Origin of the sequence: Novosphingobium sp. (genome assembly GCF_032093395.1) — a bacterium.
Classification (GTDB): domain Bacteria; phylum Pseudomonadota; class Alphaproteobacteria; order Sphingomonadales; family Sphingomonadaceae; genus Novosphingobium.
Genome location: NZ_DAMDBA010000011.1, coordinates 41,703 through 61,117, shown reverse-complemented (window position 1 = coordinate 61,117; position 19,415 = coordinate 41,703). Strand labels below are relative to the sequence as shown.

The 19,415-nt window shown below is 62.8% G+C and carries 30 protein-coding genes and 2 pseudogenes; 31 read left to right on the top strand and 1 reads right to left on the bottom strand.

Annotated elements, in window-relative coordinates:
• Window positions 1–132: pseudogene (tuf, locus tag RT424_RS06310) on the top strand (elongation factor Tu); the annotation flags it as partial.
• A 109-nt stretch (window positions 133–241) separates the two neighbouring features.
• Here the strand turns inward: tuf and RT424_RS06305 are convergent.
• The gene (locus tag RT424_RS06305) at window positions 242–754 is read right to left on the bottom strand and encodes a hypothetical protein (RefSeq protein WP_313435407.1); all 513 of its coding nucleotides are present in this window, start codon (window positions 752–754) and stop codon (window positions 242–244) included.
• Window positions 755–967: 213 nt separating this feature from the next.
• Between RT424_RS06305 and rpsJ the strand changes: the two genes are divergently transcribed.
• The 30 genes and pseudogenes from rpsJ to RT424_RS06155 all read left to right on the top strand — a co-directional run.
• Window positions 968–1,279 carry a 30S ribosomal protein S10 gene (gene rpsJ, locus RT424_RS06300; protein ID WP_007011873.1) on the top strand — a complete coding sequence of 104 codons (312 nt, stop codon included), beginning with the start codon at window positions 968–970 and terminating at the stop codon, window positions 1,277–1,279.
• 347 nt (window positions 1,280–1,626) lie between these two features.
• A complete protein-coding gene (gene rplC, locus RT424_RS06295) occupies window positions 1,627–2,382 on the top strand; it encodes a 50S ribosomal protein L3 (protein ID WP_142635117.1) in 756 nt (251 codons plus the stop codon).
• 2 nt (window positions 2,383–2,384) lie between these two features.
• Window positions 2,385–3,011: a 50S ribosomal protein L4 gene (gene rplD, locus RT424_RS06290; protein ID WP_313435404.1), complete on the top strand. Its 627-nt coding sequence runs from the start codon at window positions 2,385–2,387 to the stop codon at window positions 3,009–3,011.
• Entirely contained in the window at window positions 3,004–3,315 is a 312-nt protein-coding gene (locus tag RT424_RS06285) for a 50S ribosomal protein L23 (protein WP_313435402.1), read from the top strand. Before rplD ends, RT424_RS06285 begins: the two co-directional genes overlap by 8 nt.
• A 5-nt stretch (window positions 3,316–3,320) precedes the next feature.
• A complete protein-coding gene (gene rplB, locus RT424_RS06280; protein ID WP_132263819.1) occupies window positions 3,321–4,157 on the top strand; it encodes a 50S ribosomal protein L2 in 837 nt (278 codons plus the stop codon).
• 6 nt (window positions 4,158–4,163) lie between these two features.
• Window positions 4,164–4,442, top strand: coding sequence for a 30S ribosomal protein S19 (gene rpsS, locus RT424_RS06275; protein ID WP_313435400.1), 279 nt, complete (start codon window positions 4,164–4,166; stop codon window positions 4,440–4,442).
• Complete coding sequence (rplV, locus tag RT424_RS06270; protein ID WP_086490052.1) at window positions 4,442–4,819, top strand: 50S ribosomal protein L22; 378 nt, start codon at window positions 4,442–4,444, stop codon at window positions 4,817–4,819. Before rpsS ends, rplV begins: the two co-directional genes overlap by 1 nt.
• A 3-nt stretch (window positions 4,820–4,822) precedes the next feature.
• Window positions 4,823–5,533 (top strand): 30S ribosomal protein S3, encoded by a 711-nt coding sequence (gene rpsC, locus RT424_RS06265; RefSeq protein WP_313435398.1) that lies wholly within the window; start codon window positions 4,823–4,825, stop codon window positions 5,531–5,533.
• Window positions 5,534–5,538: 5 nt separating this feature from the next.
• Window positions 5,539–5,973, top strand: a complete 435-nt coding sequence (gene rplP / locus RT424_RS06260; RefSeq protein ID WP_021233439.1) for a 50S ribosomal protein L16 — start codon at window positions 5,539–5,541, stop codon at window positions 5,971–5,973.
• A gap of 12 nt (window positions 5,974–5,985) precedes the next feature.
• Window positions 5,986–6,186, top strand: coding sequence for a 50S ribosomal protein L29 (gene rpmC / locus RT424_RS06255; protein ID WP_313435396.1), 201 nt, complete (start codon window positions 5,986–5,988; stop codon window positions 6,184–6,186).
• A 12-nt stretch (window positions 6,187–6,198) separates the two neighbouring features.
• Window positions 6,199–6,468, top strand: a complete 270-nt coding sequence (rpsQ, locus tag RT424_RS06250) for a 30S ribosomal protein S17 (RefSeq protein ID WP_021233437.1) — start codon at window positions 6,199–6,201, stop codon at window positions 6,466–6,468.
• A 203-nt stretch (window positions 6,469–6,671) separates the two neighbouring features.
• Window positions 6,672–7,040 (top strand): 50S ribosomal protein L14, encoded by a 369-nt coding sequence (rplN, locus tag RT424_RS06245; RefSeq protein ID WP_086490050.1) that lies wholly within the window; start codon window positions 6,672–6,674, stop codon window positions 7,038–7,040.
• Window positions 7,040–7,357 carry a 50S ribosomal protein L24 gene (gene rplX / locus RT424_RS06240; protein WP_313435393.1) on the top strand — a complete coding sequence of 106 codons (318 nt, stop codon included), beginning with the start codon at window positions 7,040–7,042 and terminating at the stop codon, window positions 7,355–7,357. Before rplN ends, rplX begins: the two co-directional genes overlap by 1 nt.
• Window positions 7,350–7,931 carry a 50S ribosomal protein L5 gene (gene rplE, locus RT424_RS06235; RefSeq protein ID WP_086490048.1) on the top strand — a complete coding sequence of 194 codons (582 nt, stop codon included), beginning with the start codon at window positions 7,350–7,352 and terminating at the stop codon, window positions 7,929–7,931. The genes rplX and rplE overlap by 8 nt, the downstream gene beginning before the upstream one ends.
• A 26-nt stretch (window positions 7,932–7,957) precedes the next feature.
• Entirely contained in the window at window positions 7,958–8,263 is a 306-nt protein-coding gene (rpsN, locus tag RT424_RS06230) for a 30S ribosomal protein S14 (RefSeq protein WP_313435390.1), read from the top strand.
• A 12-nt stretch (window positions 8,264–8,275) separates the two neighbouring features.
• Window positions 8,276–8,671 (top strand): 30S ribosomal protein S8, encoded by a 396-nt coding sequence (gene rpsH / locus RT424_RS06225; protein WP_021233432.1) that lies wholly within the window; start codon window positions 8,276–8,278, stop codon window positions 8,669–8,671.
• Window positions 8,671–9,204 (top strand): 50S ribosomal protein L6, encoded by a 534-nt coding sequence (gene rplF / locus RT424_RS06220; protein WP_313435386.1) that lies wholly within the window; start codon window positions 8,671–8,673, stop codon window positions 9,202–9,204. The genes rpsH and rplF overlap by 1 nt, the downstream gene beginning before the upstream one ends.
• Window positions 9,204–9,542, top strand: a complete 339-nt coding sequence (gene rplR / locus RT424_RS06215) for a 50S ribosomal protein L18 (protein WP_021233430.1) — start codon at window positions 9,204–9,206, stop codon at window positions 9,540–9,542. The genes rplF and rplR overlap by 1 nt, the downstream gene beginning before the upstream one ends.
• Before the next feature lie 2 nt (window positions 9,543–9,544).
• Window positions 9,545–10,258 (top strand): 30S ribosomal protein S5, encoded by a 714-nt coding sequence (rpsE, locus tag RT424_RS06210; protein WP_313435383.1) that lies wholly within the window; start codon window positions 9,545–9,547, stop codon window positions 10,256–10,258.
• A 5-nt stretch (window positions 10,259–10,263) separates the two neighbouring features.
• The gene (gene rpmD / locus RT424_RS06205; protein ID WP_132263804.1) at window positions 10,264–10,440 is read left to right on the top strand and encodes a 50S ribosomal protein L30; all 177 of its coding nucleotides are present in this window, start codon (window positions 10,264–10,266) and stop codon (window positions 10,438–10,440) included.
• Between the two features lie 232 nt (window positions 10,441–10,672).
• A complete protein-coding gene (locus RT424_RS06200; protein ID WP_313435379.1) occupies window positions 10,673–11,980 on the top strand; it encodes a hypothetical protein in 1,308 nt (435 codons plus the stop codon).
• Window positions 11,981–12,097: 117 nt separating this feature from the next.
• Window positions 12,098–12,577, top strand: coding sequence for a 50S ribosomal protein L15 (rplO, locus tag RT424_RS06195; RefSeq protein ID WP_313435377.1), 480 nt, complete (start codon window positions 12,098–12,100; stop codon window positions 12,575–12,577).
• A gap of 219 nt (window positions 12,578–12,796) precedes the next feature.
• Window positions 12,797–14,164: a preprotein translocase subunit SecY gene (gene secY / locus RT424_RS06190; RefSeq protein WP_313435375.1), complete on the top strand. Its 1,368-nt coding sequence runs from the start codon at window positions 12,797–12,799 to the stop codon at window positions 14,162–14,164.
• 32 nt (window positions 14,165–14,196) lie between these two features.
• Window positions 14,197–14,844: an adenylate kinase gene (locus RT424_RS06185; RefSeq protein ID WP_313435373.1), complete on the top strand. Its 648-nt coding sequence runs from the start codon at window positions 14,197–14,199 to the stop codon at window positions 14,842–14,844.
• A 388-nt stretch (window positions 14,845–15,232) separates the two neighbouring features.
• Window positions 15,233–15,601, top strand: a complete 369-nt coding sequence (gene rpsM / locus RT424_RS06180; RefSeq protein WP_021233423.1) for a 30S ribosomal protein S13 — start codon at window positions 15,233–15,235, stop codon at window positions 15,599–15,601.
• Window positions 15,602–15,667: 66 nt separating this feature from the next.
• Window positions 15,668–16,057, top strand: a complete 390-nt coding sequence (rpsK, locus tag RT424_RS06175) for a 30S ribosomal protein S11 (RefSeq protein ID WP_132263794.1) — start codon at window positions 15,668–15,670, stop codon at window positions 16,055–16,057.
• A gap of 105 nt (window positions 16,058–16,162) precedes the next feature.
• A complete protein-coding gene (locus RT424_RS06170; protein ID WP_313435369.1) occupies window positions 16,163–17,230 on the top strand; it encodes a DNA-directed RNA polymerase subunit alpha in 1,068 nt (355 codons plus the stop codon).
• 109 nt (window positions 17,231–17,339) lie between these two features.
• Window positions 17,340–17,879: an AAA family ATPase gene (locus RT424_RS06165; RefSeq protein WP_313435368.1), complete on the top strand. Its 540-nt coding sequence runs from the start codon at window positions 17,340–17,342 to the stop codon at window positions 17,877–17,879.
• 160 nt (window positions 17,880–18,039) lie between these two features.
• The gene (gene rplQ, locus RT424_RS06160; RefSeq protein WP_313435366.1) at window positions 18,040–18,462 is read left to right on the top strand and encodes a 50S ribosomal protein L17; all 423 of its coding nucleotides are present in this window, start codon (window positions 18,040–18,042) and stop codon (window positions 18,460–18,462) included.
• Window positions 18,463–18,610: 148 nt separating this feature from the next.
• Window positions 18,611–19,415, top strand: a pseudogene (locus tag RT424_RS06155) (S9 family peptidase); the annotation flags it as partial.

The window sequence follows — 19,415 nt, the reverse complement described above, 5'->3', positions numbered from 1 at the left end:
ATGCCGGGCGACAACGTGTCGCTCTCGGTCAAGCTGATCGCTCCGATCGCCATGGACGAAGGTCTCCGCTTCGCAATCCGCGAAGGCGGCCGCACCGTCGGTTCGGGCGTCGTTGCCAAGATCACGAAGTAATTCGTAGATCTTCAGCTTCGGCTAAGTGATTGGCCCGGTGTCTCGAAAGAGACGCCGGGCTTTTCGCGTTTATGGAGGCCGGGCCAGGGGAAGGGGCAGGCGGGCGCCGTTACCGCGCCCGCAGTTCGCCCTGCGCGATCTTCCATGCATCAGAGCCCTTGGGTGCTTCGGGAATGGATGCGAGGTCGATGTAGTAGACGGGGTCCGGCACGCGGCCGAATGGTATGGTGATGCAGGGACCGAGGCAGCCGGGCAGGTTCCAGAGGTCCGGCGGATAGGCCGCGCCGGTGCGCGTGCTTTCGTCCACGCTTTTCGATGGCGGGACGCGCTGGTTGGTGCCGTCGCCGCCGTGGGAGCAGACGACGATCGTGCCATCGTTACCGCCATTGCTGGAGCGGGCGGCATCACGGCAGGCGTCGTCCACGTCGCCACCCCCGGCGTCGGGCATGGCGGCGTGGGCGGTGAGCACGTCGGTGTCGTCGAGATCGATCGGGAGCCTCGTTCCGCCGGGCTCGGTAGCGGGACCGCCGGCTGCGGCTGCGGCTGCGGCGGCACCTGGCGTCAGGCATGCGAGAGTCAGCGCGGCAAGCACGCTGGAAATTGTCGTGGAGATGGAGGACATTGAAGCGGCTTCTGTTAGGCGTCGCCATGCCAAGGTAAGATGCGGATCGGGTGGAGGGAAGGGCGGATGCGACGAACCGCGCCTTCTGCTTCCCGAAAGCCTGCCGAATATCGTGAAATCAGCGCTTGCCCGACTCGCCTTCGCCGTGTAGGGGCGCGGTTCGAATTTGACGGGACTTCTGGTCCTATGGCTCTTTCTCATCGGTAGTAGGTAATGGAAGCTCAGAACATCCGTATCCGCCTCAAGGCGTTTGACCATCGCGTGCTCGACCAGGCCACTGGCGAAATCGCTGACACGGCTCGCCGCACCGGCGCTCTGATTCGTGGGCCCATTCCCCTGCCGACGAAGATCGAGAAGTTCACGGTCAACCGTGGTCCGCACATCGACAAGAAGTCGCGTGAGCAGTTCGAGGTCCGCACCTACAAGCGCCTGCTTGACATCGTGCAGCCGAACGCAGCTACCGTCGACGCTCTGATGAAGCTCGACCTGGCTGCCGGCGTGAACGTCGAGATCAAGCTGGCCTGAGCCGGTTTTACGGGGCTGCCATCGGCGGCCCCGACAGTCTTTTGATCGGACTTTAAACGATCGGTGAAATTCGGATCCTCGGATCCAAATTACCTTGTCGGCCATGAAGCCGGCTTTGCGAACGGAAGTTCGCAGAGACAGCGCCCCAAGCGGAGGACCGCAAGGGGACACAAGGGATACCTCCGTCGCTTCCTTCGGGGATCGGCGGGAATGCGTCCCCCGTCTCGTTTCCGCGGTCCATAGTGGGCTTGCAGGGAACACCTGACCCGGACGGGGTTCGTATCATAACAGGGTTGGACACGCGTACGAGGGATGGTCCTGCGTACGCCTCTGTAAGGAGAAAGGTCATGCGTACAGGCGTGATCGCCAAGAAAGTCGGGATGACCCGCCTGTTCCAGGAGGACGGTCGCCACGTGCCCGTCACTGTCCTGGCACTTGAAGACTGTCAGGTGGTTTCGGTTCGTACTGCTGATCGTGACGGCTACGTCGCGGTTCAGCTCGGTGCGGGCGAAGCAAAGCAGAAGAACGTTGCCAAGCCGCAGCGCGAACACTTCGCCAAGGCTCAGGTTCCCCTCAAGATGCGCGTCGCGGAATTCCGCGTCGCCGACGACGCCCTTCTGGAAGTCGGCGCCACGATCGCTGCCTCGCACTTCGTGCCTGGCCAGCTGGTCGACGTAGGCGGCCACACCCAGGGCAAGGGCTTCCAGGGTGCCATGAAGCGCTGGGGCTTCGGCGGTATGCGCGCCACCCACGGTGTTTCGATCTCGCACCGTGCGCACGGTTCGACGGGTAACCGTCAGGATCCGGGCAAGGTGTTCAAGAACAAGAAGATGGCCGGCCACATGGGCGACCGTCAGCGCACCCAGCAGAACCTCGAAGTCGTCCGCGTGGACGACGAGCGTGGCCTGATCTTCGTCAAGGGCTCGGTCCCCGGTTCGAAGAACGCCTGGCTCACCGTTTCGGACGCCGTCAAGGTCGACCGTCACGCCGAGGCTCCGTACCCGGCCGGCATCAAGTCGGTTGCCAACACCAATGATACGGCCGCTGCCGTGACCCCGGCTGAAGCCGCGGCTCCCGAAGCGACCGAAGGCCAGGAGGGCTAATCATGAAGGTTCAGGTCCTCAATATCGACGGTTCGGCTGCCAACGCCGACATCGAGCTTTCGGACGACGTGTTCGGCCTCGAGCCGCGCGCGGACATCCTGCACCGCGTCGTCACCTGGCAGCTCGAAAACCGTCGCGGTATCGCCCGCGCGACCCGCGAGCGCTCGGAAGTCGCCCGTACCGGCAAGAAGTTCGGTCGCCAGAAGGGCGGCGGTACTGCTCGTCACGGCGATCGTGCTGCTCCGGTGTTCATCGGCGGTGGTAAGGCTCACGGTGCCCGTCGCCGCGAGTTCAACATCTCGCTGAACAAGAAGATCCGTGCACTCGGTCTGAAGATGGCTCTCTCGGCCAAGGCCCAGAACGGCCTTGTCATCGTCGACTCGCTCGACGTTGCCGACGCCAAGACCAAGTCGCTTGCCGGCCAGCTCGCCAAGGCGAACTTCGGCAAGAAGGTTCTCGTCATGGACGGTGAGCAGGTCAACGAGGGCTTCGCCCTGGCTGCCCGCAACATCATCGGTGTCAACGTGCTCCCGGCTGTCGGCGCCAATGTCTACGACATCCTGAAGCATGATACGCTGGTGTTGACGCGCGCCGCGGTCGAGAAGCTGGAGGCGCGTTTCAATGGCTAAGAGCAACGTGGATATCCGTCATTTCGACGTGATCCTGTCGCCCCACATCACCGAGAAGTCGACCCTGCTTTCCGAGCAGAACGCAGTCGTCTTCAAGGTTGCTGACAAGGCGACCAAGCCCGAGATCAAGGCCGCCGTCGAAGCTCTGTTCGACGTCAAGGTCACCGGCGTGAACACGCTGGTCGTCAAGGGCAAGACCAAGCGCTGGCGCGGTAAGGCTTACCGCCGCAGCGACGTGAAGAAGGCGATCGTCACGCTGGCCGAAGGCCAGTCGATTGACATCACCGAAGGCGCGCGGGGTTAATTCCGATGGCACTCAAGAAGTACAACCCGACCAGCCCCGCCCGCCGCGGCCTGGTCCTCGTCGACAAGTCGTCGCTCTGGAAGGGCAAGCCCCTCAAGGCGCTGACCGAAGGCAAGAGCAAGACCGGCGGCCGCAACAACAAGGGTCATGTCACCTCGCGTGGCATCGCCGGTGGTCACAAGCAGAAGTACCGCTTCATCGACTTCAAGCGTCGTAAGTGGGACATGGAAGCGACCGTGGAGCGTATCGAATACGATCCCAACCGCACCGCTTTCATCGCGCTCGTGAAGTACACCGACGGTGAACTGACCTACATCATCGCGCCGCAGCGTCTCGCCGTAGGCGACGTCGTTGTCGCCGGCGAAAAGACCGACGTGAAGCCCGGCAACGCCATGCTTCTGTCGCAGATGCCGGTCGGCACGATCTGCCACAACGTCGAGATGAAGCCCGGCAAGGGTGGTCAGATCGCCCGTTCGGCAGGCACCTACGTGCAGGTCGTCGGTCGTGACCGCGGCATGGTCATCGTTCGCCTCAACTCCGGCGAGCAGCGCTACCTGCGTGGCGACTGCATGGGCACCGTTGGCGCCGTGTCGAACCCCGACAACGCCAACCAGACCCTCGCCAAGGCCGGTCGTGGTCGTTGGCTGGGCCGTCGCCCGCTGACCCGTGGTGTTGCCAAGAACCCGGTCGACCACCCGCACGGTGGTGGTGAAGGCCGTACCTCGGGCGGCCGTCACCCGGTCACGCCGTGGGGCAAGCCGACCAAGGGCGCTCGTACCCGCAACAACAAGCAGACGGACAAGATGATCATCCGTTCGCGCCACGCCAAGAAGAAGAGGTAAGACACGATGGCACGTTCCGTCTGGAAAGGCCCCTTCGTCGACCTGTACCTTCTCAAGAAGGCCGAGGTCGCGCAGGATGCCGGTGCAAAGGCTGCTCCGATCAAGACCTGGTCGCGTCGCTCCACCATCCTTCCGCAGTTCGTTGGCCTGACCTTCCAGGCCTACAACGGACACAAGTTCATCCCTGTCTCGGTCAACGAGGACATGGTCGGCCACAAGCTCGGTGAATTCGCGCCCACGCGCACGTTCCCCGGCCACGCTGCCGACAAGAAGGGCAAGCGCTAATGAGCAAGCAGGCAGCACCCCGCCGCGTTGGCGAGAAGGAAGCTCTTGCGGTCGGCACCACCATTCGTGGTTCCGCCCAGAAGCTCAACCTCGTCGCCGCCCTGATCCGTGGCCGCAAGGCCGAGGACGCGATGAACATCCTGGCTTTCTCCAAGAAGGCGATGGCCCAGGACGCTCGCAAGATCCTCGCTTCGGCGATCGCGAATGCGGAAAACAACCACAACCTCGACGTCGACGCGCTCGTCGTCGCCGAGGCTTCGGTCGGCAAGTCGATCACCATGAAGCGTTTCCACGCTCGTGGCCGCGGCAAGTCCACCCGGATCCTCAAGCCGTTTTCGCGCCTGCGGATCGTCGTTCGCGAAGTCGAGGAGGCCTGATCCATGGGTCACAAGAGCAATCCGATCGGTCTGCGTCTGCAGATCAACCGTACCTGGGACAGCCGCTGGTTCGCGGAAGGCCGGGACTACGGCAAGCTGCTTGAGGAAGACCTCAAGATCCGCAAGTTCATCATCGAGACCGTGCCCCAGGCTGCGGTTTCGAAGGTGGTCATCGAGCGTCCGGCCAAGCTGTGCCGCATCTCGATCTACGCAGCCCGTCCCGGTGTGATCATCGGCAAGAAGGGTGCGGACATCGAGAAGCTGCGCAAGCAGCTTGCGACCATGACCGGCAGCGAAGTGAAGCTGAACATCGTCGAAATCCGCAAGCCGGAAATCGATTCGAAGCTCGTCGCCCAGGGCATTGCCGACCAGCTGGTCCGCCGCGTTGCGTTCCGCCGTGCGATGAAGCGCGCCGTTCAGTCGGCCCTTCGTCTCGGCGCCGAAGGCATCAAGATCACTTGCGGTGGTCGCCTCGGCGGTGCGGAAATCGCGCGTACCGAATGGTACCGTGAAGGCCGCGTGCCGCTTCACACCCTGCGTGCCAACATCGACTATGCCGAAGCCGAGGCGCTGACCGCCTATGGCATCATCGGCATCAAGGTCTGGATCTTCAAGGGCGAAATCCTTGGCCACGACCCGATGGCGCAGGACCGCCTGATGATGGAGGCGCAGACCTCCGGCGTGCGTCCGGCACGCGATGACCGCAGGAACTAAGAGTCATGCTGCAACCGAAGAAGACCAAGTTCCGCAAGGCCTTCAAGGGCCGGATCAAGGGTGATGCCAAGGGCGGCACCGACCTGAACTTCGGCTCGTACGGCCTCAAGGCCCTCGAGCCGGAGCGGATCACCGCCCGCCAGATCGAAGCGGCTCGCCGCGCGATCACGCGTCACATCAAGCGCCAGGGCCGTCTCTGGATCCGCGTTTTCCCCGACGTGCCGGTTTCGAAGAAGCCTGCTGAAGTCCGTCAGGGTAAGGGCAAGGGTTCGGTCGAATACTGGGCTGCCCGCGTCAAGCCGGGCCGCATCCTGTTCGAACTGGACGGCGTCGCTGGCCCCCTCGCAGCCGAGGCTTTCAGCCGCGCTGCGATGAAGCTGCCGATCAAGACCAAGGTCGTGGCTCGCCTCGGCGACACCTCGCACCTTGGCGGCGAGTAAGGAAGTCGAATCATGGCTAACAAGATCGAAGACCTTCGCGCCAAGACCGACGACCAGCTCACCGCTGACCTCGTCGATCTGAAGCGCGAGCAGTTCAACCTGCGGTTCCAGGCCGCGACCAGCCAGCTTGAGGCGCCCGCGCGCATCAAGCAGGTGCGTCGTGACATCGCCCGCATCAAGACGCTCCAGGCCGAGCGTGCGGCGCAGGCCTAAGGAGGAAACACGATGCCCAAGCGTATTCTGATCGGGACCGTCGTTTCCGACAAGACCGACAAGACCGTGACCGTGCTGGTCGAGCGCAAGGTGAAGCACCCCCTTTACGGGAAGATCATCCGTCGCTCGAAGAAGTACCACGCTCACGACGAAGACAACGCCTTCAAGACCGGCGAACGCGTCCGGATCGAGGAGACGAAGCCCTTCTCGAAGACCAAGACCTGGAAGGTTCTTGACCGTCTTCAGGCGAGCAAGGGTACGGCGCTCGAAGCCGAGGTGTAAGATTCTGACCGGCCATGTCCTTGAGGATATGGCCGGTTCGATCTGCCTCGGCCTCAGGGCCGGACAAGAGTGTTGACCTTCGCGGATGAATGCGGCAAATGGCCGCACTTCGCCCGTTGGGGCGACTCGGGCCCCTCGTGGGCCTGTCTTTTTAGGAACTGCCGGACTTGTTCCGGCAAGCCAGTTGAGAAGGACTCGGATCGATGATCCAGATGCAATCCAATCTCGACGTCGCGGACAACAGCGGCGCAAAGCGCGTCCAGTGCATCAAGGTGCTGGGTGGCTCGAAGCGTCGTTTCGCAGGCGTCGGCGACATCATCGTGGTGTCGGTTAAGGAGGCGCAGCCCCGCGCTCGCGTCAAGAAGGGCGACGTTCACCGCGCGGTGATCGTGCGTACCCGTAAGGACGTCCGTCGTACCGACGGCAGCGTCATCCGCTTCGACAGCAATGCGGCGGTGCTCATCAACAAGAACGAGGAGCCGATCGGCACCCGTATCTTTGGCCCCGTCGTGCGCGAGCTTCGCGGCAAGGGCTTCATGAAGATCATCTCGCTTGCTCCGGAGGTGCTGTAATGGCTGCCGCGAAGATCAAGAAGGGTGACTCCGTCGTCGTCCTGTCCGGCAAGGACAAGGGCCGCACCGGCACCGTGCTTCAGGTTATGCCGAAGGACGCCAAGGTCGTGGTCGAGGGCGTGAACGTCGCGACCAAGCACCGCAAGCCGACCCAGCAGAACCCGCAGGGCGGCATCGAGCGCACTCCGGCCCCGATGGCGATCAGCAAGGTTGCCGTGGCCGACAAGGACGGCAAGCCGACCCGCGTTCGCTTCGAAACCAAGGACGGCAAGAAGGTCCGCGTGGCCGTGAAGTCCGGGGAGACCATCGATGGCTGATCAGTACACTCCGCGTCTGCGCTCGAAGTACGACGCTGAAATCGCGAAGGCGATGACCGAAAAGTTCGGTTACAAGAACGTGATGGAAGTGCCGAAGATCGAGAAGATCACGCTCAACATGGGCGTCGGCGAGGCGAGCCAGGACAAGAAGAAGGTCCAGACCGCCGCTGCCGAGATGGAAGCCATCGCCGGTCAGAAGCCCGTCATCACCAAGGCCCGCAAGTCGATCGCGCAGTTCAAGCTGCGTGAAGGCATGCCGATCGGCTGCAAGGTGACGCTCCGTCGTGAGCGCATGTACGAGTTTCTCGACCGTCTCGTCACCATCGCAATGCCTCGCATCCGCGACTTCCGTGGTCTGAACCCGAAGTCGTTCGATGGTCGCGGCAACTATGCGATGGGTCTCAAGGAGCAGATCATCTTCCCGGAGATCAGCTACGACAAGATCGAGAAGGTGCGTGGCATGGACATCATCGTCACCACCACCGCGAAGACCGACGAAGAAGCACGTGAACTGCTTCGTCTGTTCGGTTTCCCGTTCCCGGCTGAAGAGTCGGAACAGAAGGAAGCGGCGTGAGCCGCTGAGGAAGAGAGCTTAAGTCCATGGCGAAACTGAGTTCCGTGAACAAGAACGAGCGCCGCAAGCAGCTCGTTAAGAAGTATGCAGGCAAGTACGAACGCCTCAAGGCGATCGCTGACGATGAATCGCTCGATGAAACCGAGCGTCTCATTGCTCGCCTGAAGCTGGCCGAGATCCCGCGCAACGGCAACCCGACCCGGGTTCGCAACCGTTGCGCCACGACCGGCCGTCCGCGCGGTTATTACCGCAAGTTCGGCCTGTGCCGCGTCGAGCTGCGTGATCTTGCCAACAAGGGCATGATCCCCGGCGTGACCAAGTCGAGCTGGTAAGGGTTAGAAGCAATGGCATTGACCGATCCCCTGGGTGATATGCTCACCCGCATCCGCAACGGCCAGCAGGCGAAGAAGGACACTGTCCTTTCTCCCGCCAGCAAGCTGCGTGCGCGCGTGCTCGAAGTTCTGCAGCGTGAAGGTTACATCCGTGGTTTCAGCGATGACGCCACCGGTGCCCACCCGCAGCTGCGCATCGAGCTGAAGTATTTCGAGGGCGAGCCTGCTATCAAGCACATCGCCCGCGTCTCCAAGCCTGGCCGCCGCGTCTACTCGGGTTCGAAGGAACTCCCGGTTGTGCGCAATGGTCTCGGCATCACCATCGTCTCGACGCCGCGCGGCGTGCTCTCGGATGCCGAAGCACGTTCGCAGAACGTCGGCGGCGAAGTGCTGGCGGAGGTGTTCTAATGAGCCGCATCGGCAAGAAGCCGGTTGTGATCCCTGGCGGGGTTACTGCCGCCATCGATAACGGCACCCTCTCGGTGAAGGGCCCCAAGGGCACCCTCACCCTGGGTCTGTCGGACCTCGTGACTTACGAAGTCGAAGAAGGTGCGATCGCCGTTCAGCCTGCCAACCAGACCAAGGCTGCCCGCAGCCACTGGGGCATGCAGCGTACCCTGGTCTCCAACCTCGTGGAAGGCGTCACCAACGGCTTCGTCAAGGTTCTCGAGATCAAGGGCGTCGGCTACCGCGCCGCCGCTCAGGGCAAGAACCTGAAGCTGCAGCTCGGCTACTCGCACGACGTCGACATCGCCGTGCCGGAAGGCATCGAGGTCAAGACCCCGGATAACACCACGGTCGAGATTTCGGGTATCGACAAGCAGAAGGTCGGCCAACTCGCGGCCGAAATCCGTCGCTGGCGCAAGCCCGAGCCTTACAAGGGCAAGGGCATCAAGTACCGCGGCGAATTCATCTTCCGCAAGGAAGGGAAGAAGAAGTAATGGCCAAGCTTTCCCTTTTCGAGCGCCGTCGCCGGCGCGTCCGTACCGCCCTCAAGGCGCGTTCGGGTGGTCGTCCCCGTCTGTCGGTGCACCGCACCGGCCGTCACATCTATGCGCAGATCATCGACGACGCGCAGGGCCACACCGTGGCTGCCGCCAACACGCTTGGCGCCAAGGGCACCGACACCGATGCCGCAGTCCGCGTTGGCAAGGAACTCGCCGAGGCCGCCAAGAAGGCGGGCATCACCTCGGTCGTGTTCGACCGTGGCGGTTTCCTCTTCCATGGCCGCGTCAAGGCGCTGGCCGAAGCCGCCCGTGAAGGCGGGCTGGAGTTCTGATCATGGCTGACGAAAACATCAACGAAGCGCCGATCGCGGCCGAGCACCCCCAGGGTGGCGACGCGCAGGAGACTCGTGAAGGTCGTGGCCGTGGCGGCCGTGGCCGTGGCGAACGCGGTGAGCGTGGCGGCCGTGGCCGTCGCGACGACCGTCGCGGTGGCCGGAACGAGGAAGAGCAGGGCGAGGAGCTGATCGAGAAGCTCGTCCACATCAACCGCGTTTCGAAGACCGTGAAGGGCGGCAAGCGCTTCGGTTTCGCTGCTCTCGTCGTCGTTGGCGACGGCAAGGGCCGCGTCGGCTTCGGCCACGCCAAGGCTCGCGAAGTTCCCGAGGCGATCACCAAGGCCACTGCTTCTGCAAAGAAGAAGATGGTTCGCGTGCCGCTCAAGGAAGGTCGCACCCTTCACCACGACGGCCGTGGCCACTTCGGCGCCGGCAATGTGAACGTCCGCACGGCTCCGGCCGGTACGGGCATCATCGCCGGTGGTCCGATGCGCGCGGTGTTCGAGAGCCTGGGCGTCGCTGACGTCGTCACCAAGTCGGTGGGCACCTCGAACCCGTACAACATGATCCGCGCCACCTTCGACGCGCTGACCAACCAGACTTCGCCGAAGTCGGTTGCCCAGCGTCGTGGCAAGAAGGTCGCCGACCTGCTCGGTCGCGGTGGCGTCAGCGAGGCAGAGGCTGAAGCCGCTGCCGAAGCCATCGTGGAGTAAGTCTCATGGCGAAGATCAAGATCAAGCAGATCGGTTCGCCGATCCGTCGCCCCGAAAGCCAGAAGAAGATCCTCATCGGTCTTGGCCTCGGCAAGATGCACAAGGTCGTCGAGCGCGAAGACACCCCGGAAGTCCGTGGTGCGATCGCCAAGCTGCCGCACATGGTTGCGGTGGTCGACTGATCGACCTGCCTCAGGCACGATAAAAGGAAAAGGCCTCGGCGGAAACGCCGGGGCCTTTTTCTCGTTCGCATGCCGCTCTTCCGGCAAGGGTTTTAGCGTGATTCGGCGCCATCGTTATCGAGCGGGCGTCATAGAGGCAGCGCAAAATCTGTGTGAGGGCATGTCTGTGGCTCCCCTTCCGCCCCCGACTTGTGCTAAGCGCGGCCCGATCTGGATTTCCCTGGGGGATACTTTGCTTCGCAGGACCATCGCGGCCTCATCTCTGTGCCTGGCCGCCCTCACTGTCTCTTCTTGCGACGGCAGCGAGCCGAGCGACAACGGCGAGACATATGTGCAGGAGAGCCCGGCGGCCGAGCCGGCCTGCAACGACCCGCTGGCGGATCCCGCAACGCTGGAGCGGGATCGACTGGCGGACCGTGCGCTCAAGTCGCTGCTGGCGAGCGGACAGGCGGACCCGGTGGCGGAAGCCCGCAAGGCCGCCGCTGCGGGAGATTTTCGTCTTGTCGCCGCCGTGACGCTGGACGGCATCGATACCAGCGAGTTCGGCGCGCAATGCGTGCTGGCCGGAGGTCTTTCCCCGCGCATGGCGCGCGTGGTGACGTACTTTGGCGACGATTCGTCGGCCACGCCGAGTCCTTCACCGGTCGGCACCGAAGCGGCGGAAGAGGGTGAAGATCGGCTCGGCGATTTTGCCCGGTCCTTCAACCAGACGTTGATCGCCGACGCGGCCTATCCCTATCGCGACGTTTGCCGGGCGATCCCGCAGGTGGAGGAAGAGGCGAAAGCACTCGACCATCCGTCGGAAGATGCCAAGGCAAAGGATGCAGCGCCTCGTCCCAAGGTCGCTTCGGGCCGGTCCTACGGCTATGCGGACCTTGGCCCCTTGCCGGAGAATGCGACGCTTGCAGACGCAGCGCGTCGCGGGGACGTGCGGGCTCTGCGGCGCATTCTGGCATCGGCGCCCTCGGCGGAGGCCACGGGAGACGCGCTCGACGCCCCGAGAACGATCGATTCGCCCGACCTGTTCGGCATGACGCCATTGGCCTGGGCGATAGCCTATCGTCGTGAGGCCGCTGCGCGATACCTGCTGTCGCAGGACGCAAGCCCGTCGGGAGCGCAATGTCAGGCCCTGGTCGATCGCGATTCGCCCATGCAGATCGCGAGGGCGAAGGGCTGGGCGGCCATGGTTCTGCGGATGAAAAGCCTGGTTCCCGAGCAGGACTACGCCGCGCTCGCGGAAGATCCGGCGCTGCCTGACGGCAACAAGGCGGCTTTCAATGGCGAACTGGCCAAACTGGGCGAGCGTTACGGGGATGTGTTCAACAAGGACGTGATGACGCGCCATGAACTGAAGTTCACCGTCGACCCGGGCGGCCGAATCAAGACGTGCAGCTTTGAGCCCAGGACTGTTTCCCCGGAATTCGATGCCGATATCTGCAAGCTCGGGCGCGACCAACTGACCTGGAAACCCGCTCGCGATGCGGAAGGGCGCACCGCCTCGGGCGAAGCGAAACTCGTGATCCGCCTGCGCGGCAGTTGAAATCGCTTTACAGGGATTGTCATCTTGGGCGGGATTCAGGCGTGACATTGCGCGGCGTTTCGCTTATGGGGCCGCCTTCCTATCAGCGCGACCAAAAGCGAAAGCGAGTGCACGACTATGAAACTGAATGATATCCGCGACAACGCTGGCGCCCGTCACCGTCGTATCCGTGTCGGCCGTGGCATCGGCTCGGGCAAGGGCAAGACTGCCGGCCGTGGTCAGAAGGGTGCGAAGGCACGCTCGGGCGTTTCGATCAACGGCTTCGAGGGCGGCCAGATGCCGCTTCACATGCGTCTTCCGAAGCGCGGCTTCTCGAACAAGAAGTTCGCCAAGGACTACGCCGAAGTGAACCTCGGCATGATCCAGAAGGCGATCGAAGCCGGTAAGCTCGACATTTCGGGCGTCGTCGATCACGCCGTTCTCCAGGCCGCTGGCCTGGCCCGCGGTGGCAAGGACGGCGTGCGCCTCCTCGCCAAGGGTGAACTGACCGAGAAGGTCGAGTTCAACGTTGCCGGGGCTTCGAAGAGCGCTGTCGCTGCGGTCGAGAAGGCCGGTGGTTCGGTGATCCTTCCTGCCAAGGAAGCCGCCGAGGCCTGAGGCATCGCAATCGCGATATGCGCATAAGGAGAGGGCGGGCGCCATGCGCTTCGCCCTCTCTTTGTTCAGACTGGTGCTATCATCCGGGCTTGTTGAGGTTGCGGGTCTTTCAGGACCGGCAAGAAAGTCTATATGAGCGGACCAGAACCGGGGTTCGACAAGCCTTCGCGCAGTCGCTAAGGCTGGCCCGAACCGACTATCGAGGCTTTACAAATCGTCATGGCTTCACGCGCCGACAATATCGCCAGCACTCTGAGCCTGGCCAATTTCTCGAAGGCGACCGAGCTCAAGAACCGAATCTGGTTCACGATCGGCGCGCTGATCGTTTTCCGATTCCTGAGCTTCGTTCCGCTGCCCGGCGTTAACCCGCTGATTCTCTCGCAGCTCTACAGCAAGACCCAGGGCGGCATTCTCGACCTGTTCAACACGTTTTCGGGCGGCTCGCTTTCGCGCATGAGCCTGATCGCGCTGGGCGTGATGCCTTACATCACCAGCTCGATCGTCGTGCAGTTGGCCGCCTCGCTTCACCCGGCCCTGGTCGCGTTGAAGAAGGAAGGCGAGGCCGGGCGCAAGAAGCTGAACCAGTATACGCGTTATGGCGCGGTTCTGCTGTGTGCGATTCAGGGCTGGTTCCTGGCGGTGAGCCTGGAAGCCTACGGTGCATCGAGCGGCCTTCAGGCGGTGGTCGATCCGGGTCTCCTGTTCCGCGTCGGCGCAGTCATCTCGCTTGTAGGCGGCACCATGTTCCTGCTGTGGCTGGGCGAACAGATCACGTCGCGTGGTATCGGCAACGGTGTGTCGCTGATCATCATGGCGGGTATCGTCGCGCAGATGCCGACTTTCGCCAGCAATGTCGGCCAGGCCTACAGCGCCGGTGACACGGGATCGCTGCTGATCATCTCGCTGATCGTCCTGATCGTGCTGATGATCCTGATGATCTGTTTTGCGGAGCGCGCGCAGCGTCGTCTCCTGATCCAGTACCCGAAGCGCGCGACCCAGCGCGGCATGATGCAAGCCGATCGCAGCCATCTGCCGCTGAAGATCAACACTGCGGGCGTGATCCCGCCGATCTTCGCCAGCTCGCTGCTGCTCCTGCCCCTGACCATCACGCAATTCGCCGGCAACTCGCTCAATCCGGAATCGACCGGCGGCAAGATCGTGATCGCGCTCAACCAGTACCTGGGCCATGGCAAGCCGCTTTACATGCTGCTCTACGCGGCCGGCATCATCTTCTTCTCGTTCTTCTACACCGCTGTCGTCTTCAACCCGGAGGAAACGGCCGAGAACCTGAAGAAGAACGGCGGCTTCATTCCCGGCATCCGTCCGGGCAAAAACACCGCCAACTATCTCGATTACGTGCTGACCCGCGTGACTGTGATCGGCGCGATCTACCTGACGATCGTCTGTACCGTCCCCGAGTATTTCCTCTCGATGACCGGTCTGCCGCTGCTGTTCATGGGTGGGACCAGCCTGCTGATCGTCGTCAACGTCACCGTCGACACGATTACCCAGATTCAGTCGCACCTGCTGGCACACCAGTACGGCGACCTGATCAAGAAGGCGAAGTTGAAGGGACGTCTGCGCTGATAGCGCATCCAGGGACAGATGAGGGGTAAGGCGTGAATATCATCCTGTTGGGCCCGCCGGGGGCGGGCAAGGGTACTCAGGCGCAGCGTCTGGTCGATCGGCGCGGCATGCGCCAACTTTCGACCGGCGACATGCTGCGCGCCGCCGTGAAGGCAGGGACGCCTACCGGGCTTGAGGCCAAGGCGGTGATGGAGCGTGGCGAACTGGTTTCGGACGCTATCGTCTCGGCGCTGATCGGTGACGAACTCGATGCCATGGGTCCGGAAGCGGGCGCTATTTTCGACGGCTATCCGCGCACTGCGGCGCAGGCGGCATCGCTCGACGAAATCCTGGCGGCACGCGGGCGCAAGCTCGACAAGGTGATCGAACTGGAAGTCGACGAGGATGCGCTGGTGGAGCGGATCACGGGGCGCTTCACCTGTGCTTGCTGCGGCAAGGGCTATCATGACACCTTCGAAAAGCCGAAGGTGGATGGCGTCTGCGACAAGTGCGGAAGCACGGAGTTCAAGCGCCGGCCCGACGACAATGCCGAGACCGTGCGGACTCGTCTCGCCGAATATCGCGCGAAGACGGCGCCTATCCTGCCGATCTACGAAGCGCGCGGAATCGTCGGGAAGGTCGACGGAATGGCCGACATGGATGAAGTGACCGCCGCGATCGAGGCCGTTCTCAAGGCCTGATCGTTTCGGACGTTGCGAATTATGGAAGGCACCGTGTCGCCCTTGGCGGCGCGGTGCCTTTTTCCGTTAACGGGGGCGAGGGCCATGTTGCTGCGGGGATTGTCGTTTCTTTGACTATGCCCTGCCGATGCGGTACATCGTTGCTGCACGCAGCTCTCCCCGCGCGATATCGCGCAGTGGGATGGAGCGGCGGCGGCTTTGCAAGCGTTGACACGTCTTGCGAATCGTCCTATGCGCGCCATTCACTCAAAAAGGGTTCGGCAAGTCCGGGTGGCAATGGCACCGAGCGTGCCGCTGACCGGGCCTTTTTGTCATTTACGCTTTCTGGGTGAAGCGTTGAGATAGGGCTCGTCCCTTAGGGCGCTCCCTGTGGAGCATGGAGATTTAAGTGGCTCGTATTGCCGGGGTAAACATCCCCACCAACAAGCGCGTTATCATCGCGCTCACCTACATCCATGGTATCGGTCGTACCAAGGCTCTCGAGATCGCCGACAAGCTCGGCATCGATCACAGCCGTCGCGTTCAGGACCTGTCGGACGCAGAAGTCCTTCAGATTCGCGAAACCATCGACGCCGATCACACGGTTGAAGGTGACCTTCGTCGCGAAACCGCGATGAACATCAAGCGTCTCATGGACCTCGCTTGCTACCGTGGCCTGCGTCACCGCAAGGGTCTGCCGGTTCGTGGCCAGCGCACGCACACCAATGCGCGCACCCGCAAGGGCAAGGCCAAGCCGATCGCCGGCAAGAAGAAGTAAGCCGCTAGGGCCGAGCGATCGGCCCGGTTGGTTTCCCTCAGCGATTTTTCGACAGGATACACGGATATGGCACGCGAACCTCAGCGCGTTAAGCGCCGCGAGCGCAAGAACATCACGAGCGGCATCGCGCACGTGAATGCAAGCTTCAACAACACCATGGTGACCATCACCGACGCCCAGGGCAACGCGATCTCGTGGTCCTCGGCCGGCATGATGGGCTTCAAGGGCAGCCGCAAGTCGACTCCCTACGCCGCCCAGGTCGCTGCCGACGATGCCGGCAAGAAGGCTGCCGAGCACGGCGTCCGCACCCTCGAAGTCGAAGTCAAGGGCCCGGGTTCGGGCCGCGAGAGCGCCCTGCGCGCCCTTCAGGCTGTCGGCTTCACCATTACCTCGATCCGCGATGTGACGCCGATCCCGCACAATGGCGTGCGTCCTTCCAAGCGTCGCCGCGTCTGATCGAGCTAATCCGGACGGCGAACCGGTCGCCGTCCGGCTTCGGAACGTCCCAGGCCCCTCCACCGGGCCTCGGGGCGTAACCGCCATCACTCCCAGGGGAAGTCCATGACTGTCAACATCAAGAACTGGCAGGAACTCAAGAAGCCGAACAGCCTTGAGATCAAGCCGGGACCCGACCCCAAACTGAAGGCGACCTTCATCGCCGAACCGCTGGAGCGTGGCTTCGGTCTGACGCTCGGCAATGCGCTGCGTCGCGTGCTGCTCTCCTCGCTTCAGGGCGCCGCGATCACCTCGATCAAGATCGAGAACGTGCTGCACGAATTCTCGTCGCTTGCCGGTGTGCGCGAGGACGTCACGGACATCGTCCTGAACGTCAAGCAGATCGCTCTCAAGATGCAGGGCGAAGGCCCGAAGCGTCTCCAGCTCTCGGCCACGGGTCCGGCGGCTGTGAAGGCTGGCGACATCGCCGTCACGGGCGACATCGAGGTCATGAACAAGGACCTCGTGATCTGCCACCTCGACGAGGGTGCGACGCTCAACATGGAACTGACCGCCGACACCGGCAAGGGCTACGTCCCCGCCGTGTCGAACCGTCCCGTCGATGCGCCGATCGGTCTTATTCCGGTCGACTCGCTCTACTCGCCGGTTCGCCAGGTCAGCTACAAGGTCGAGAACGCCCGTATCGGCCAGGAACTCGACTTCGACAAGCTGAGCCTTGCCGTCGAGACCGATGGCACCGTGGCCCCTGAAGACGCCGTGGCTTATGCCGCGCGCATCCTGCAGGACCAGCTGGCGCTGTTCGTGCACTTCGAGGACATTGCTCCGGTTGGCCAGTCGCCGATGATCGGCATGGCTGCCAGCGGCGCTGCCGCCTCGGAAGAGAGCGACACCAACCAGCTCAACCGCTACCTTCTCAAGAAGGTGGACGAGCTGGAACTGTCGGTCCGTTCGGCCAACTGCCTCAAGAACGACAACATCATCTACATCGGCGACCTGGTCCAGAAGACCGAAGCCGAGATGCTGCGCACGCCGAACTTCGGCCGCAAGTCGCTCAACGAGATCAAGGAAGTCCTTTCGTCGATGGGCCTGCGCCTCGGCATGGACATTCCGGGCTGGCCGCCCGAGAACATCGAAGAGATGGCCAAGAAGCTGGAGCAGGAACTGCTCGGCTGATCGGCGCTCCCGATACCGAATTGAAAAGGGCTCCGCAGCGATGCGGGGCCCTTTTTCGATTCTGCCGGCTTGGTATCCCTTTCAGGCAAACGCACCGGAGAAGATCGAAATGACGCGCCTGGTGGTCCTCTCCGGTTGTTCTGGCGGAGGAAAGTCCACGTTGCTCCTGGAGTTGCAGCGACGAGGCTGCACATGCGTGGCCGAGCCCGGTCGCCGCATCGTTGCCGAAGAACTCGAAAGCGGGGGAGGGGCGCTGCCGTGGCTCGACATGGCGGCATTCGCCCGGCGCGCCATGGCGATGGCCCTCACCGATCTTGCTGCGGCGGAAAGTGCCTCCGGGCCGGTCTTCTTCGACAGAAGTCTCGTCGATGCCGCTGCCGCGCTGGAACATGTATCAGGATTTCCGATACTTCGGCGGGTCGCGGAGACGCGATACGACGATCGTGTTTTCATGGCCCCGCCGTGGCGGGAATTATACCGGCACGACGCGGAAAGGCGGCATGGGTTCGACGATGCAGTTGCTGAGTATGAGCGATTGCTGGAGGCATATTCGTCGCTGGGTTATCGGATCGAAACGCTTCCCAAGGCAGGCGTGGCCGAGCGCGCGGATTTCGTGCTGGAGCGGTTGCATTCCGCGTCGATGGAATGAGCAAATTGCGTTGCGGGGACGGTCAATCTTGACTCTTCCGCCGTTTTCGTCTTGAGGGCAGCGCTTCACACGAAAGTGAATCGGCTTTGGGCGGTGGCCGCACCACATCGCCCGGCAGGCAGTACCTGAAACGGCTGCCTGACAAACAGGAAGAAAAGACATGCGTCACAAACATGGTCAGCGCAAGCTTCAGCGCACCTCCGGTCACCGCGCCGCCCTGCTGCGCAACATGGCCGCTGCTCTCATCAAGCACGAGCAGATCCAGACCACCACGCCCAAGGCGAAGGAACTGCGCCCCTACCTCGAAAAGCTGATCACGCTCGCGAAGCATGGTGGCCTTTCGAACCGTCGTCTGGCGCACGCCCGCCTGATGGACGAAGCTCAGGAAGCGAAGCTGTTCGAAGTGCTCGCCGAGCGTTATGCCGGTCGCAACGGCGGTTATACCCGCATCATCAAAGCCGGTATCCGCGCTTCGGACGCCGCTCCGATCGCGATCATCGAGCTGGTCGACCGCGACACCTCGGAAAAGGGCAAGGACTCGGGTCCGGTTCTGACCGAAGAGAACGAATACGCCGAAGCCTGATAGGCTGAAGCAGGTCGCTTTCCACACGGAAGGCGGACCAGACATTGCAAGGGCGGTCGCGAGTGCTAGGCTCGCGGCCGCTTTTGTTTTTTGGTTTCAGGGGAATGGAATGCCTTGGATGGGCAGGCTCGGCGGAGCCCGAGGTGCGATGACGCATATTACGACTTTGAGCTTGCTTGCAGCCATGCCGGTATCGGCGCAGACGGTGGCCACGATGAACTATCCTGAAACGCGCCGCGACGACGTGGTGGAGACTTTGTTCGGAGAGCGGATCGTCGATCCGTATCGCTGGCTTGAGGCCGACGTTCGGCACGATGCGAAAGTGGCCGATTGGGTGGATCGCGAATCGCGCTTCACGGAAACCTATCTCGAAACCCTGCCGCAGCGGGGATGGTTCAAGCAGCGTATCAGTGCGCTCATGGATTTCGAGCGTTTCGGCCTGCCGGTGAAGGCGGGGAACCGCTATTTCTACACGCGGAACACCGGCCTTCAGAACCAGTCGCAACTTTTCGTGCGCGAGGCTCTTCACGGCAAGCCGCGGATGCTGCTCGACCCCAATGCCTGGGCCAAGGACGGCGCGACCGCGCTCGATGCGTGGGAGCCCTCGCAGCAGGGCCGTTACCTGCTTTACAGCGTGCAGGACGGGGGCAGCGACTGGCGCGTGCTCCATGTGATGGACGTGGCCAGCGGAAAGGTGCTGCAAGACGAACTTCGCTGGGTGAAGTTCAGCGCGCTCGCCTGGATAGGCGATGAAGGCTTCCTCTATTCGCGCTTCCCGGCGCCGGAAGAAGGTGCCGCGTTCCAGAGCCTCAACTACAACCAGGCAATCTATTTCCATCGTCTGGGGACGCCGCAGAGCGCCGACGAGCTGGTATACGCGACGCCGGACCATCCGGATTACGGCCATTCTGCGGAAGTGACCCAGGACGGGAGGCTCGCGGTCATCACCTCGC